Origin of the sequence: Vibrio sp. NH-UV-68, assembly GCF_042940635.1 — a bacterium.
GTDB classification, from domain to species: Bacteria; Pseudomonadota; Gammaproteobacteria; order Enterobacterales; family Vibrionaceae; genus Vibrio; species Vibrio pacinii.
Window position 1 is genome coordinate 2407110 of record NZ_CP134975.1, and the last position, 15899, is coordinate 2423008.

Genomic DNA, 15899 nt, shown 5'->3' on the forward strand with positions numbered 1-15899 from the left:
TTAGGGCTGCGATTGCAGCCCTTTTTTATCTTAGTCACCTCTGAGTGTCTACTTTTTCGGCATCTCTAGCTGCATCTCTGGAATCGCCTGTTTGCTTGCCCGTAGCTTGCTGCGCACAAACCAGATAAGGATGCCAAGGATCAGAGCAATTAAGTTGCCCACTGCGATGATAATATAGCTGCGAGTACGTTTTTCTTCGCGCATTTTGATCAGTTGCATCTCCTCCATCAATTTCTGCTGCTTGAGACGCTCTTGTTCCTGCAGACGACGAGTGGCGGCGATATCGACCTCTTCAACCACACTATAGGTGTGTTCCGTCAGCGGGAAAATAAGCGGTCTATCTGAGCCCATTTCACTGGCAAACACTTTCCCCGTCCACGAATACAAACCAATATTATCGCTATATGGAATTTCAAGTTCGAGCTTACTGCTTTCTTGTTGCGCTGAGCCTTGAACAGTAATGGCGTTGTCATCAGGAGCGATATGTTCAACATGACCAACAATAGAGCCAGGTTTAATCATTCCCTGCTCACCGGAGAAAACCAACTTATTGGTAACCCCCTCTTCTCGTGACTGAACAAAAGTCGAGATAATTGGCGTTGGATAAACCAGCACTTCTTGCTCTTGAGCACGCAAGAATACGCCATTGCCAGAGGTGATACGCACACGATATTTACCCGGCTCACTAACAATTGGCAAAGCCACGGTAAAAATACCATCGCCAGCGACTTCATCAAGATCTTGACCATCATCGGCAAACTCACCGATCACTTCTGGAATAGGTCGAGCTTCTTTGACTAAGGTCTCCTCGTTCTCAAGAAACTTAGTAAACGTGACTTTAAGTTTGACCCGGTCGAGGAAGTCTCTCAATACTAAAGGTTTATCATCTGACGTCAGACGCGCTTCAAATTTAAGTGACTCACCTTGGAACAACCGCTTAGGCAGTACATCGCTTGATAATTCGAGATGGGATATTAGCTTGATTTTATTTTTAGGCGTGACCTTACCAATCGCTTGCCAAGGCCCTGGCATTGGATTGTCTATCGAGATGATGTCCATTGAAGACTCTTGATACCAACGGACATTATCAGGACTGCGCCAAGCGTAGTACTTCTTGCCATCCGGCCTAACCAACACAACTGGCTGTGAGCTTTGCGCTCGATAGATAACAAAGGTAATCTGTTTGATCGACGGATCGACTCGAAAGCGATTGTCGAGCAGAGACATTGAGGAGCTTTGGGCGCTGTAACAGAGCGCACTCAATAACAGACCAATTATGGTAATCCAGAACCTCAACATCCTTTCTCCTACTGACGCCAGAGGCAGCTTCCGCTCTTCTCGACGATATCTAATCTATTCTTATGGGCTTCTAATTCATCGGCGGATGCACGTAAAACCTTTAGCGCTTTTCGTCCGCTCGCGACACGTTTTATCTCTTCACCACCGCTGTCATTAGCATTACCTGCGTTAAACTGCAGCGATGTTTGCCCACCTGTCATTAGCAGGTAGACATCCGCTAGAATTTCAGCATCGAGCAAAGCGCCGTGCAAAGTACGATGCGAGTTATCAATTCCGTAACGATCACAAAGCACATCAAGGTTATTTCGCTTACCAGGGAAAATCTTTTTCGCCATCGCAAGGGTATCGGTTACCTTGCAGTAATCCACCGTTTTCCCGATGCTAGGATCGAGCATCGCAAACTCAGAATCCATAAAGCCGACGTCAAAGGACGCATTGTGTGCGACCAGTTCGGCGCCTTTAATAAAGTCTAAGAACTCAGCGTGAACCTCTCGATACTCTGGCTTATCGACCAAGAACTCATCGGTAATACCGTGAACTTCCACCGCTTCAGACTGAATTTGACGATCAGGTTTGATATAAACGTGAAAATGACGCCCAGTCAGTTTACGGTTAATGATCTCAACCGCACCGATTTCAATAATTCGGTGACCTTGATAATGAGGCCCGCCATCCAGGTTCATACCTGTGGTTTCAGTATCGAGAACGATGATGCGGTGCTGGTTTGAATTGCTGCTAGTATTCATAACAATATGTGTGTCAGACTATGCCAATAATGTGCTTAACCCAATAGTATCAAATCATGACGAAACAGGTGGAAATTTTCACTGATGGTTCTTGCTTAGGTAATCCAGGCCCTGGCGGTTACGGGATTGTATTACGTTACAAGCAGAAGGAAAAAACCTTAGCCAAGGGTTATACCCTGACGACCAATAACCGTATGGAAATGTTGGCGACCATCGTTGCGCTGAAAACCCTTAAAGAACCGTGTGACGTTATTTTAACTACCGATAGTCAATACGTTCGTCAAGGTATCACTCAGTGGATCCATAACTGGAAAAAACGCGGTTGGAAAACCGCCGACAAAAAACCAGTCAAAAATGCCGATTTATGGAAAGCCCTCGATGCCGAGGCAGAACGTCATAACATCGACTGGCGTTGGGTCAAAGGCCATGCTGGTCATCGCGAAAACGAAATGTGTGATGAGCTTGCACGTACCGCCGCTGAAAATCCAACCGAAGAAGACACCGGCTACATCCCCAACTAATCGCTGTTTTGGTGACGATTTTTTACATTATAATTGACGCCAAGCGGCGTCAATTTTCGTTTCAGCTTCCAATGTGGCTTAAGTAATTTAAGTGGGTAAGTACGCTTCCGTGCAACAATAAAGTACAAACTACCCATCGGTGACGACCACTCTCCGAGACTGTTTTCCAACCACGTCCACATGGTTCGATAGCGTTGCATCGGGAATAAAGCATAGCTGTCACATTCAATCACTTGATAATTGAGTAGCCCGAGCCAATCCTTGATCCGGCCAGGCGTATACATCCGCCCACTCCAAGGTAAGTTGTTTTTTCGCCACGGCATCAAACTGGCAAGGCCAGTTAAACTTAACGGATTAAACCCGGTGATGACCAAGTAGCCATCATCCATCATTACCCGGTCGACTTCTCGCAATAGCCGATGCGGATCACGGCAATAATCCAGTTGATGCGCCATCAACACGGCATCAAAGCTTTTCTCTAAGAAAGGCAGTTCAAAGCTATCAGCAATCACATTGTGCAATGGATTGTGAATATCTAAATTAACTTGATGTTGAATGTTACAATTGAAGCTGGTTAACTCACAACTTAGGCCGCCAAGCTTAAGCAGATGGTAACCAAATAGCTTTGGGCACCACTCGTCGATGCGGGTCTGAATTGAGTCACTCACCCATTGACCATTTTTAAGCTGAGACCATGAATGTGGCTGCTCAAGCTTTTTCTTGCTACGGGCTGGTTTCATATATAACCTGCTCACTCTTGGTAACTGGAGGCACCACCATGTTGAATATCAAAAGCATACCTGCATTTAATGATAATTACATCTGGCTGATTGAAAATAGCGATCAGCGTTGTGCTGTAGTCGACCCAGGTGATGCGGCGCCAGTTTTAGCCTATTTAGAGCAACATCAACTCAGCCTAGAAGCGATTTTGATCACCCACCATCATAACGACCATATCGGCGGTGTGGCTGAGCTAGTGCGCCAATTTCCTCAGGTCAATGTGGTTGGCCCTACCAACGAGCCGATCCCAACGTTAACTCATGCGGTTGACGCAGGAGATCAAATCGAGCTGTTTGATGAAATTTTCCTCGTCCTCGGCCTTGAAGGGCATACATTAGGTCATATTGGTTACGTTGGAGACGGTAAACTGTTTTGTGGCGATGTGCTCTTTTCAGCCGGCTGTGGCCGAGTGTTTGAAGGCACCATGGAACAGATGCATACCTCATTGAGCAAATTAGTGGCGCTTCCTCAAGAGACTCAAGTGTTTTGTGCCCATGAATACACCGCCAGTAACCTCGCTTTCGCACTCGCTGTCGAGCCCGATAATCAGCAACTGCAACAGTATCGCGATCAAGTAAACCGCTTGCGCGCACAAAATCAACCCACACTGCCTACCACCATTGGTCGTGAAAAAAGCATTAATCCATTTTTGCGTACTGACCAACCAAGTATTATGCGTTCAGTAGCAAACCGTACCTCTCAAACCGACTCACTCGCCATTTTTACTGCATTACGTGAGTGGAAGAACGAATTTTAACGATTTGCTGCTTGTCACTGTGGGATTGTGACAAGTATTATCAGCAGCCAAAAAGAAAAAGGGCTGTGAAATGCGAGTAAAACACAGTTGGGTATTAGCGCTTCTGTTGACCGGTTGTCAGCTTACCCAGCCGACCGACACTGGAGAAGCCGTTACTCCAGACACCAACCAACCAACGACCATCAAGCCGTCTGAGTCGAGTACTCAAACGGCCAAACCTGCGGTTAAACCTATGCCAAAGGTGACCCCGCAAACACAGCAAGATGTGTGGCAACGTATCGCCATGCAGATGCGACTGCCTGTTCCCGAGCACAAAAGTGTTGATTACTATCGAACTTGGTATCTAAAGCATCCTAATCATCTTAAAACCGTCTCTAAACGTGCCCAACCTTTCCTCTACCTGATCACAGAAAAAATTGAACAACGTGGTTTGCCGCTTGAATTAGCCTTGTTGCCTGTTGTCGAGAGCTCTTTTGACGCTTTTGCATACTCGCATGGCAGCGCGGCCGGATTATGGCAATTTGTGCCTGGCACCGGAAAGATGTACGGTTTAGAACAAAATTTCTGGTATGACGGCCGTCGTGACGTCGCGGCCGCAACCGATGCCGCCCTAGATTACCTGACCTATTTAAATAAGCGTTTTGATGGTGATTGGACACACGCGATTGCCGCCTATAACAGTGGCGGCGGCCGAGTGTCGAGTGCGATTCGAAAAAATACACGATTAGGTAAACCGACTGACTTCTTCTCACTTGACCTACCTAAAGAGACCAGTGGCTATGTGCCTAAGCTGCTTGCTTTAGCAGACATTGTCGCTAATCAAGACAAGTATGGTATTGAAATACCAGCGATCGCCAATCATCCTGTGGTTGAGTTGGTTGACCCGAAAGAGCAGCTCGACTTAGCCATCGCAGCAGAGTACGCCGGAATTTCGGTCAAGCAGTTGCAAAGTTTAAACCCTGCCTACAACCAATGGGCCACTGCGCCGGAAGGTGCTCAAAAGCTGCTATTACCAAGCGAGAGCGTGGCGAAATTTAACCAAGCGGCGGCGGCTAATCGTGGTAAAGGGATGAAGGTTGTACGCTACAAAGTTAAATCAGGCGACAGTCTTGGCGTGTTAGCCAATAAATATAACACCACCACTGGCGTTATTCGCACCGCCAATAATCTTAGTGGCAACACTATTCGTGTTGGCCAACACCTGATGATCCCCACCTCAACCAAGGGTGATAATGCTTATGCGCTGAGCGCAACCAACCGCCTAGCAAAAACCCAAGCAACGGCACGCGGTAAGTACAAACTTACCCATACGGTCCGCTCTGGCGACAGCTTATGGTCGATTGCCAAAGCCAATAAGGTTTCACATCAATCTTTAGCCAAATGGAACGGTATGGGCCCACGCGATACACTGCGCATCGGCCAGAAACTGGTCATTTGGAAAAACAGCTCTGATGGCGCCATTATTCGCACTGTGTTCTATAACGTGCGTAGCGGTGACACCATCAGCGGTATCGCTAATAAATTTAAAGTTAAATCGAGAGACATCGTGAAGTGGAATGATCTGAGTGCCCAGAAGTACCTTAAACCCGGTCAAAAGCTCAAGCTGTATGTTGATGTCACTAAGGTAAGTGTATGAACCCGTCAAGTAACCCTTTAATCATGCTAGTGGATATTTTTCGCTCGCCTAGCGCCTGTTTCTTAGCCTTGTATCAACGAGGGGCTTGGGGTTGGCAGCCTTATATCTTTTTGATTCTGTCGCCGTTTCTATTTTGGGGCGCCTACTTTGACATGGTCAACTTTGAGTGGCTCAAACAAGCCTTGAGTGCTCAGTTGGCCGTTACCAATCCACAACAGTTGCAATTACTTGATGCTAACACGCTGATGGCGAGTGAAATCATTAGCGATATTGCAGGCCGAACTCTGACCATTTTAATGTTGGCCTTCTGGTTCAACTTAGCGACTAAGCCAAGCCAACATCAGCACGGTTTTTGGAAATGGTTTGCCGCTGGCGCGGTTATCACCTTTCCAGCAATCATTGGCGATCTGGCAAGCTACGTCAGCGTACTGCTCAAGCATGGACAAGTGATGGTCTACGCGGCAGACTTAAATAGTCTCAACGGCTTACTCAAACTTCCGCTGACCAATCCGTGGTCGCAGTTTGCAAGCTCGTTCCCGCTACTGCTCCCTTGGTATATCGCTCTTGGCTATGCCGCTGTTGGCACTTGGACGGAGTTTGAACGTGGTCAAGCATTGGTTATTTCTGCTCTACCATGGCTCGGTTACTATCTGAGTTGGGCGCTGTACATCATCATTGCTTAATCGGCTTTTTTAACCGAAAGTGAACCACTATCGGATTATGATCAGAGGCGTCGGAAATCGGCGCCTCTGCTGTCTCTAGGGTTAAACCACGAAAGAAAACATGATCCAGAGGCAACCCGGTGACAAACTGAGTTCGATGATCTGGGTTATAGTTCACCTCTTGCAACGCTAACCCTGCCAGCGCTTGCGCCATCACACTTAATCGCTCACGGCTCCAACTGTTAAAATCCCCCGCGACAATGATCGGCCCTTGGTGCTGTTCAAGTTCTTTGGCTAATTCCTCTATTTGACGTCGATATTCAATCGTGCCGTAAGTAAAGTTAACCGCATGAATATTGACAACCGCGAGCTCTTCACCATTCGATAATGGGTAAGTTGCATACAAGGCAGACTTGGGCAGCCTTAACCAAGGTTCTAATTCAGTATACGCGCAGGCAAGACTTGGTGGCGCATAAGAGAGGTTTAACACCCCCGCGGTGGTTTTGAAGGCTTTGAATGCATCGACTTGGCTACCAAACCACTGATTACGCTCGATCCAACTAACAAACTCAGGCGTCATACTCGCCTCTTGCAACAGCACTAATTGTTTATCCTGCGATAACCGAGTGAGGCTTTGTTGCCAATTGGCGTTGCTCTGCTTGTAGATATTCCAGACCAATAAATTAAGCTGGCCCTGGCTGTCTAGCACGCTGGTGTTTTCGTTGTGGTAACATTGCAACGAAAGCTGGACACCCTGCGCAGAGATAGAAGATATGTGGGACTGCTTAGGCAAGGTAAAAATGCCCTGATAAGCAGAAAAGGCGACCAGAGCAATCACCACTGGAACAACGAGTAATCGAGTTTTTTTCATTACAGTCTACAAAAAGTAAAAAAGAGCCTAGCGGCCCTTCTTAATCAACATGTTTAGATGGCGTCTTCGTCTTCTTCGCCAGTACGGATGCGAACGATGCGCTCGACATCAGTGATAAAAATCTTACCATCGCCAATCTTGCCCGTTTGCGCGGTTTCAATAATGGTATCAACACACTGATCGGCCACTTCGTCTGTGACGACTATTTCTAGTTTTACTTTAGGCAGAAAGTCGACCATGTACTCTGCACCACGGTAAAGTTCGGTATGACCTTTTTGACGACCAAACCCTTTAACTTCGGATACCGTCATACCAGTAATCCCAACTTCAGCTAAGGCTTCACGGACATCGTCTAATTTAAACGGTTTAATAATGGCTTCGATTTTTTTCATGTTATTCCCTTAAACTGTAGTCAATGTTGCTATTATCCCATGATCATCTGCTAATAAAAAGCCCGAGCACTGCGGCTCGGGCCTAATTATCTAAGTAGACTCATTTTAAGCTGGCGTAGTATGCCGCTAAGTTAGCAATATCGGCATCACTCAGCATCGATGCTTGCGCTTGCATTACCGCGGCTAAACCGCCGTTACGCTGCTTTGCTTTATAAGCATTGAGTGAAGAAACGAGGTATTGCTCGTTTTGACCTTTAAGGTGTGGGTAACCAGGAATAACCGCCATACCATCCGCGCCATGACACGCTGCACATACCGCAGCTTTGGCTTTCCCTGCTTCAATATCGCCAGCAGCCAGAGCTTGACCACTGAGTAAACCTAAACCGATTATCATTCCAATAGCGATGTTCTTCATTGCTCTTCCTTATAATTCCATGATAGTTGGATGTTTTTATCTATATAGTTTTACACAAACCCTGCGGACTTGTCCCAGACTAGTTCACAATCTTGACCTATAAAGTGACGATCAATGAACAAATCACCAACGGCAACCACGCGCTCACCGCAGAGGATTATAGGGATTCTACGTCTCAACCAGCTAGGGACATCATACTCTTGAAATAATTTTTTTAACTTGCGGCTATGACCACGCTCGCTTGGATGGGCACTCAGTCCTTGTGGATTAAACACCACGCGCAGTTCGGCCTGATTCAGCGCTGCCAATGACAAATTGCCCGCTTGAGCTTGACGCATATTCAATACCCCTAAGCGATCGGGAAGTTGAATCGGCCGATTGACCCTGATGGATTGCTGCCACTGCTCAAGTGATTGCCATTCGCGCACCACGTACAAACGCTGCTGGAAACGACGAACCTGAGCTTGTTCAAGCTGCAACTGAGGATTGGCGTCTTGTTGGGCAAGAGCGACTTGTTGCCAAATCAGCGTCAGTTGATCACGCGAAGGCATTTTTAGCCCGCTCGACGCTAACCACATTCTGAGTAAACGCGTACGTACTTTGTCACTGACATTCATCACAGCGTCGACGTTCAGACTGCCATCACTGTGCAGCGCCTTACGCAAGGGCTCAGCTAACAGTTCGTCTAACAACTGCTCTTGTTCGGAGCAAAGTTCGGCCGTTCTTAGTGCCGTTTGCTGGATATGCGGCCAGCGCTGAGTTAGCTCAGGTGTAATACGATGGCGAATAAAGTTGCGGTCAAAGCGTGTATCTTGATTGCTCTCGTCGTCTACCCACTCTAATTGCTGGTGCTTGGCATAACGGGCAATATCGGCACGGGTAACCGACAACAGTGGTCGAACGATCTTACCAGCAGCAAATGTCATCATAGGTGCCATCGCCGCCAAGCCTTTTGGTCCACTACCACGCTTGAGAGCCAATAAGAGCGTTTCTAATTGATCATCAGCATGCTGCCCTGTTAGCAACAGATCATTGTGATGAATGTGTTTGGCTAATGCCGCGTAGCGCGCCTCTCGAGCACTCTCTTCAAGACTTTTTCCCTGGCGCTCAACGCTGACAGACTCTAACAAGAAAGGCACACCGAGCGACTTACACCACTGCCGACAACACTCAGCCCACGTTTTCGCATTCACGCTTAAACCATGATCGACATGGACTGCCAAACAGTCGATCGACTGACTGTGTGCGTAGCTTGCCATCAATTCTAGCAATACGCGTGAGTCCATTCCGCCACTGAGTCCAAGGACCAAACGGCCATGGGCTTGAAGATGAGGTTCAATCGCGGCATTAAAGGTGGTTTGTAGTGTCATAGTGGCTTTGGTTGTATAACGGAATAGCATTAGTTTATCACTGGCAATAAAAAAGGCTGAACCTAAGTTCAGCCTTTAAAGACAAAAATCGCGTTATCAGCAGTAACCGTAGTTCATCAAACGTTGGTAACGACGTTCAAGCAATGCTTCAGTGTCAAATTGCTCAAGCTCTTCTAACTGGCGAACCAAGGTTGCCTTCATGTTTTTCGCCATCTGCTGATGGTTGCGGTGCGCACCGCCTAGTGGCTCTTCGATAATTTCATCGATAAGCTCAAGCTCTTTTAGTCGAGGAGCAATCAAGCCCATCGCTTCAGCGGCTTGCGGCGCTTTATCTGAGTCACGCCACAAGATTGACGCACACCCTTCTGGTGAAATAACGGAGTAAGTCGAGTATTGCAGCATGTTGACATAATCACCAACGCCGATTGCCAGAGCGCCACCCGAACCGCCTTCACCAACAACGTTACAAATAACAGGCACAGTCAGACCGGCCATGGCTTTAAGGTTGGTTGCAATTGCTTCTGACTGTCCACGCTCTTCTGCGCCAACACCTGGGTAAGCACCTGCAGTATCGATGAAAGTAATGATAGGCATGTTGAAACGCTCAGCCATTTGCATCAGACGCAGCGCCTTACGATAGCCTTCAGGCTTTGGCATACCAAAGTTACGTTTGACTTTCTCTTTGGTTTCACGACCTTTTTGATGACCGATAACCATCACTGGTCGGCCATCTAAACGCGCCATACCACCGACGATCGCTTTGTCATCCGCATAGTGGCGGTCACCCGCTAACTCGTCGAATTCAGTAAAAGCATGCTCTAGATAGTCCAAAGTGTAAGGACGCAGTGGATGACGAGCAAGCTGGGCCGTTTCCCAAGCACCAAGATCGCTGAAGGTTTTCTTCTTAAGCTCTAGGCTTTTCTTCTCTAACTGTTCAATCTCTTTGTCAAGATCGACACCAGAGTCACCACCATGACGCGACACGTCACGAAGTGCTTCAATTTTTGCTTCAAGCTCTGCGATTGGTTTTTCAAATTCTAAAAAATTCAGGCTCATCTATAGATCCTTTCTTATTTGGCAGCCACGCGCCAAACTTAGTTAAATTCGAGTTCTACCTGGCCTTTCCCAAGCAGTTGTTTTAAATCATCTAATAATGCGTCGCTTGGCGTTACTCGCCATTCTGTACCTAACGTTAAACGCGCCCGTGCATCTGAGCGTTGGTAGTATACATGGACAGGGACGCTCCCCGCCCGATGAGGCTCTAGGATTTGGCTAAAGCGCTCAAAAAATCGGTCATTGATTTGAGATTGTTCAATGGATATCGACAGGCCGCGAGCGTATTTTTCACGAGCGGTGCCAAGATCCATAACCTCGCGCGCCGACATTTTAAGACCACCATTGAAATCATCAAAGCTGACCTGTCCGGAAATAACCAAAATTTTATCTTTTTCTAACAATTCTGCGTACCGATCCAGCGCATCGGAGAATAACATCACCTCCATGCGGCCACTTCGGTCATCGATCGTCATTAAACCAATACGTGTTCCACGCTTAGTAGTCATGACTCGCGCCGCAATCACCAAGCCTGCTATCGTGACACTTTGATCGCGACGAGTCGGCGTGGCATCTTTTAATCGACAACTGGTGTACTTACTCAGTTCCTTTAAATAGGCATTTATTGGGTGCCCGGTTAAATAAAGGCCGAGCGTATCACGTTCTCCCTCTAACCAGACTTTTTCTGGCCAAGGATCCACTTTCGTGTATTTATGCTCAACTTCTTCGGGTGCTTCGGTTAATACACCAAATAGGTCGGTCTGGCCGAACGCTTCTGCTTGGTGATGTTGACTGGCCGCCTTTACCGCATCATTTAACGAGGCCATCATTGCCGCGCGGTGTGGCCCCAACCTATCAAGTGCTCCGGCATAGATCAATTTTTCTATCACGCGCTTGTTAACCTTTTTCAAGTCAAGACGCGCACAGAAGTCGAACAGATCTTTAAAATAGCCACCTTTATTGCGCGCTTCTAAAATCGCTTCAATCGGGCCTTCTCCGACCCCTTTAATCGCACCGATACCGTAGACGATGGCCCCTTCTTCGTTGACATTGAAGCGGTATAGGCCAGCGTTAATGTCTGGCGGCAACACTTTGAGCTTCATGCGTAAGCACTCGTCGACTAAGCCAACCACCTTCTCTGTATTGTCCATATCAGCGGTCATCACCGCCGCCATAAACTCCGCAGGATAATGGGTTTTAAGCCACAAGGTTTGATAAGAAACCAATGCATAAGCGGCCGAGTGCGATTTGTTAAATCCGTAACCGGCAAACTTCTCTACCAAGTCGAAGATCTTCATCGCCAACTCGCCATCAACGCCGTTTGCTATCGCACCTTCTTCAAAGGTCGCTCGCTGTTTGGCCATCTCTTCTGGCTTTTTCTTACCCATAGCACGACGTAGCATATCTGCGCCACCAAGGGTGTAGCCGGAAAGCACCTGAGCAATCTGCATTACCTGCTCTTGATAGAGGATAATGCCGTAGGTTGGTTCAAGAATCTCTTTTAGCGAGTCGTGTTGCCACTGTTCATCTGGGTAAGAAACCGCTTCTCGACCATGCTTACGATCGATAAAGTTATCAACCATGCCAGATTGCAATGGACCAGGTCGGAACAGCGCCACCAATGCGATGATGTCTTCAAAGCAGTCTGGTTGAAGACGCTTAATCAGCTCTTTCATACCACGAGATTCGAGCTGGAAAACCGCGGTCGTTTCTGAATTTTGTAGTAAACGGAAAGACGCTTCATCGACCAAAGGGATCGACTCTATCCGAATCGGCTCTTTGCCCTCTTTCTCTAGGCGCGGGTTGATCAAACCTAACGCCCAGTCGATGATCGTCAGAGTTCGAAGACCTAAGAAGTCGAACTTGACCAGACCTGCGGTTTCGACGTCATTTTTATCAAACTGCGTGACCGGAAAATGCCCTTCTGCGTCGGCATAAATTGGCGCAAAATCGGTAATCGTCGTCGGAGAGATAACCACACCACCGGCGTGCTTACCCGCATTTCGGGTACAGCCTTCAAGGATGCGACACATGTCGATCAGCGCTTTGACATCTTCGTCGTTTTTATACAACTCAGGCAGCGCTGGCTCGACGTTGAACGCTTTCTCGAGCGTCATACCTGGATCCGGCGGCACTAATTTCGAAATGCGGTCGACAAAACCAAAACCGTGCCCCAGCACACGACCGACATCTCGAATGACCGCTTTAGCCGCCATGGTGCCGAAAGTAATGATCTGAGATACGGCGTCACGACCGTACATTTCCGCCACGTGGTCAATAACTTTATCGCGCTTATCCATGCAGAAATCGACGTCAAAGTCAGGCATCGAAACCCGTTCTGGGTTCAAGAAACGTTCGAAAAGCAGATCGTATTCAAGTGGGTCAAGATCGGTGATCTTTAACGCATAGGCCACCAGTGAACCAGCACCAGAACCACGCCCCGGACCAACAGGAATATCGTTATCTTTCGACCACTGGATAAACTCCATAACGATCAAGAAATAACCAGGGAAACCCATGTTATTGATTACTTCGAGTTCGATGTCTAGACGTTCGTCATACTCGGGGCGACGCTCAGCACGCACTTGTGGATCAGGGAACAGAAACTCTAAACGCTCTTCCAGCCCCTGTTTGGATTTCATGACTAGGTATTCGGTCTCTTCCATGCCTTCTGTTGGGAAAGCTGGCAAGAAGTACTCACCTAAGCGAACTGTTACGTTACAGCGCTTAGCAATTTCGACACTATTTTCTAATGCTTCAGGGATGTCGGCAAACAGCTCACACATCTCTTCTTCCGTGCGCAGATATTGCTGAGGACTGTAATTTTTTGGTCGGCGAGGATCGACTAAGGTGTAACCATCATGAATCGCAACACGAATCTCATGGGCATCAAACAGTGTCTCATCCAAAATCACCACGTCATTGGTGGCAACCACAGGCAGTTCAGCTTGCTCGGCAAGCTCTAAAGCGAAATGAAGATAGTTTTCCTCATCGGCGCGGCCGGTACGAGTCAACTCAAGATAAAAGCGATCGGCAAAATGGGTTTTATAGAACGCGACGTTATCATCAACAATCTTCTGATTGCCTTTGAGCAGAGCGCGACCTATCTCACCACCTTTGCCACCAGAAAGAATAATGACCCCCTCTGATAGCTCCACCAGCCACTCTTTATCAATCACAGGCTTGTGTTGAACATGACCTCGCAAATAAGCTTTGGAAATCAATAGGGTAAGATTTTTGTAACCGATATTGTCTGCCGCAAGTACAGTTAACTTGGTCAGCTCATCGCCAAATTCAGGTGACTGCATCATGAAATCGGCGCCAATGATCGGTTTAACACCACAACCATGCGCCGTGCCATAGAATTTGACCAAACCACACAAGTTAGTAAAGTCGGTCAAGGCGACCGCCGGCATACCCAACTCGGCCACTTTCTTAACCAGTGGTGGCACTTTGGATAAGCCGTCAACCATGGAATAGTCACTATGTACTCGAAGGTGGATAAACTTAGGATCTGACATTATGGTTTCGCAAATAGGGCTTAATCGGAAAGATAGTCTGGGTATTTTACGTGATATAAGATCGGAGATATACCCTAATTCGGTAGGCTATTTCTCCGCTGAGCTTATTCAAGACCAAGAGCGCGCTTAACTGGCTTAAAACTCTTGCGGTGCTGAGCAATCACACCATGTTGCTCGATCGCTTCAAAGTGCGCTTTCGTCGGGTAACCTTTATGCTTGGCAAAACCAAATTGCGGATAAAGGGCATCGAGCGCTTCCATCTCTTGATCGCGCACCACTTTCGCGATTATCGAGGCCGCGCTGATTTGTGCAACCCGTAAATCGCCTTTCACCACCGCTAGCGAGTCCATCGGCAATTGAGGACAACGATTACCATCAATCAACGCCAGATCAGGCTGAATCTTGAGCCCCGCAATCGCTCGTTGCATCGCAACCATAGTCGCCTGAAGAATATTAAGCTGATCAATCTCTTCCGGCGAGCAACGACCAACTGACCAAGCCAGCGCCTTATGCTTAATTTCAGGAAACAGCGCCAAACGCTTTTTCTCCGATAGCTTTTTCGAATCATTCAGGCCGACAATCGGGTTATTCGGATCAAGAATAACTGCCGCCGTTACCACATCCCCAACCAGTGGGCCGCGGCCGACTTCATCGACTCCGGCGATATATAGGTATCCTTGCGGGTACTCAAAAGCTGGCAGCTCTTTGGTTTGTTTAGTCATTGTTGCACTCTTTACCGATCAGTTTAAGTACTGCTCTAGCAGCTTGGACGTCAGCATTTTTACGTATCATCTGATGCATTTGAGTAAAGCGCTCAATTAAAGCATCATTATTGCTGCTTAACATTGTCTCTACTGCTGGGACTAAGTATTCAGGGGCACACTGTTCGAGAATCAATTCTTTCACCAACTCTTCACCGGCGAGAATATTAGGCAATGACACATATTCGGTAATCGCCAACTTCTTCACTAACCAGCCAGTGAGTCGATTCACTTTGTAACCGACGACCATTGGGCGTTTAAGTAACATACATTCCAATGCGACTGTCCCAGAGGCAAGAAGTACCGCATCAGAGGCTGTAATGACGTTACGCGCAGTGTCTTGAACGATAACAAAATCGAGTTCTGGGGCCACCGCTTGCCAAATTTGTTCAAACTGTTGACGGCGTTTATCATTGACGGCCGCAACAACGAAACCCATCTCAGGATACTTAATCTTAATTTGACGACAAGTTTGAATAAAAGGTTCAGCGATTAACCCCATTTCACCACCACGACTGCCCGGCAGTACAGCTAACCACTGTCGGTTTGGATCGAGTTCGAGCAGTTCTCTCGCCTGTTGCTGATCTGGATGGAGAGGAATAGCATCCGCTAAACTGTGACCAATAAATTCACAAGCGACGTTATACTTATCGTAAAATGCTTTTTCGAATGGCAAAAAGGCCAACACGAGATCGGTCGCTGCATCGATTTTAAAGATACGTTTAGGTCGCCAAGCCCAAACCGAAGGACTCACGTAGTGGACGGTTTTAATGCCCGCTTGCTTAAGACTCAGCTCAAGTCGCAAGTTAAAATCGGGCGCATCAATACCGACAAATACATCAGGCGGATTATCAGTAAAATACTTGACCAACTGCGCTTTGACTTTTAGCAATCGCGGTAAACGGCCTAGCACTTCAACCAGCCCCATTACGGCCAGCTCTTCCATATCAAAAAGAGACTCGCAGCCTTGAGCGATCATTTTTGGTCCGCCAATGCCGACAAACTCAGCATTAGGATATTGCGCCTTCAGCGCTTTAATAAATCCTTCGCCTAAGGTATCGCCCGATAATTCACCCGCAACGATACCAATTCGTAATGGTTTATCCATTGTCCAA

The 15899-nt window shown here is 47.5% G+C and carries 15 protein-coding genes; 4 read left to right on the forward strand and 11 right to left on the reverse strand.

Features of this window, described 5'->3' with window-relative positions; all coding sequences use genetic code 11:
* Window positions 1–48 precede the first annotated feature (48 nt).
* Together ViNHUV68_RS10995 and dnaQ are read right to left on the reverse strand one after the other, a co-directional pair.
* Window positions 49–1299 (reverse strand): TIGR03503 family protein, encoded by a 1251-nt coding sequence (locus tag ViNHUV68_RS10995; protein ID WP_038173995.1) that lies wholly within the window; start codon window positions 1297–1299, stop codon window positions 49–51.
* Window positions 1300–1307: 8 nt separating this feature from the next.
* Window positions 1308–2045 carry a DNA polymerase III subunit epsilon gene (gene dnaQ, locus ViNHUV68_RS11000; protein WP_038173996.1) on the reverse strand — a complete coding sequence of 246 codons (738 nt, stop codon included), beginning with the start codon at window positions 2043–2045 and terminating at the stop codon, window positions 1308–1310.
* Window positions 2046–2101: 56 nt separating this feature from the next.
* On the opposite strand from dnaQ, the gene rnhA reads away from it, so the two are divergent.
* A complete protein-coding gene (gene rnhA, locus ViNHUV68_RS11005; protein ID WP_038173997.1) occupies window positions 2102–2566 on the forward strand; it encodes a ribonuclease HI in 465 nt (154 codons plus the stop codon).
* Here the strand turns inward: rnhA and ViNHUV68_RS11010 are convergent.
* Window positions 2563–3306 carry a class I SAM-dependent methyltransferase gene (locus ViNHUV68_RS11010; RefSeq protein ID WP_038173998.1) on the reverse strand — a complete coding sequence of 248 codons (744 nt, stop codon included), beginning with the start codon at window positions 3304–3306 and terminating at the stop codon, window positions 2563–2565. The genes rnhA and ViNHUV68_RS11010 overlap by 4 nt on opposite strands.
* 38 nt (window positions 3307–3344) lie before the next feature.
* Between ViNHUV68_RS11010 and gloB the strand changes: the two genes are divergently transcribed.
* From gloB to ViNHUV68_RS11025, 3 genes are all read left to right on the forward strand, one after another.
* Entirely contained in the window at window positions 3345–4103 is a 759-nt protein-coding gene (gene gloB / locus ViNHUV68_RS11015; RefSeq protein ID WP_038173999.1) for a hydroxyacylglutathione hydrolase, read from the forward strand.
* Between the two features lie 70 nt (window positions 4104–4173).
* Complete coding sequence (locus tag ViNHUV68_RS11020; RefSeq protein ID WP_038174000.1) at window positions 4174–5739, forward strand: LysM peptidoglycan-binding domain-containing protein; 1566 nt, start codon at window positions 4174–4176, stop codon at window positions 5737–5739.
* Window positions 5736–6422, forward strand: coding sequence for a YIP1 family protein (locus tag ViNHUV68_RS11025; RefSeq protein ID WP_391088125.1), 687 nt, complete (start codon window positions 5736–5738; stop codon window positions 6420–6422). The genes ViNHUV68_RS11020 and ViNHUV68_RS11025 overlap by 4 nt, the downstream gene beginning before the upstream one ends.
* Here the strand turns inward: ViNHUV68_RS11025 and ViNHUV68_RS11030 are convergent.
* The 8 genes from ViNHUV68_RS11030 to lpxB all read right to left on the reverse strand — a co-directional run bounded on the left by ViNHUV68_RS11030 (window position 6412) and on the right by lpxB (window position 15892).
* Window positions 6412–7272: an endonuclease/exonuclease/phosphatase family protein gene (locus tag ViNHUV68_RS11030; RefSeq protein ID WP_391088128.1), complete on the reverse strand. Its 861-nt coding sequence runs from the start codon at window positions 7270–7272 to the stop codon at window positions 6412–6414. The genes ViNHUV68_RS11025 and ViNHUV68_RS11030 overlap by 11 nt on opposite strands.
* A gap of 53 nt (window positions 7273–7325) precedes the next feature.
* Entirely contained in the window at window positions 7326–7664 is a 339-nt protein-coding gene (glnB, locus tag ViNHUV68_RS11035; protein WP_004415234.1) for a nitrogen regulatory protein P-II, read from the reverse strand.
* Window positions 7665–7764: 100 nt separating this feature from the next.
* A complete protein-coding gene (locus tag ViNHUV68_RS11040) occupies window positions 7765–8079 on the reverse strand; it encodes a cytochrome c (RefSeq protein WP_038174005.1) in 315 nt (104 codons plus the stop codon).
* 50 nt (window positions 8080–8129) lie between these two features.
* Window positions 8130–9449, reverse strand: a complete 1320-nt coding sequence (gene tilS, locus ViNHUV68_RS11045) for a tRNA lysidine(34) synthetase TilS (RefSeq protein ID WP_391088132.1) — start codon at window positions 9447–9449, stop codon at window positions 8130–8132.
* 96 nt (window positions 9450–9545) lie between these two features.
* On the reverse strand, window positions 9546–10505 hold the full coding sequence (gene accA, locus ViNHUV68_RS11050; protein ID WP_391088135.1) for an acetyl-CoA carboxylase carboxyl transferase subunit alpha: 960 nt from the start codon (window positions 10503–10505) through the stop codon (window positions 9546–9548).
* Between the two features lie 38 nt (window positions 10506–10543).
* Complete coding sequence (gene dnaE, locus ViNHUV68_RS11055) at window positions 10544–14023, reverse strand: DNA polymerase III subunit alpha (protein WP_391088137.1); 3480 nt, start codon at window positions 14021–14023, stop codon at window positions 10544–10546.
* A 104-nt stretch (window positions 14024–14127) separates the two neighbouring features.
* Window positions 14128–14745: a ribonuclease HII gene (gene rnhB / locus ViNHUV68_RS11060; protein ID WP_038174008.1), complete on the reverse strand. Its 618-nt coding sequence runs from the start codon at window positions 14743–14745 to the stop codon at window positions 14128–14130.
* Window positions 14738–15892 (reverse strand): lipid-A-disaccharide synthase, encoded by a 1155-nt coding sequence (gene lpxB / locus ViNHUV68_RS11065; RefSeq protein WP_391088139.1) that lies wholly within the window; start codon window positions 15890–15892, stop codon window positions 14738–14740. The genes rnhB and lpxB overlap by 8 nt, the downstream gene beginning before the upstream one ends.
* Window positions 15893–15899: the final 7 nt, after the last annotated feature.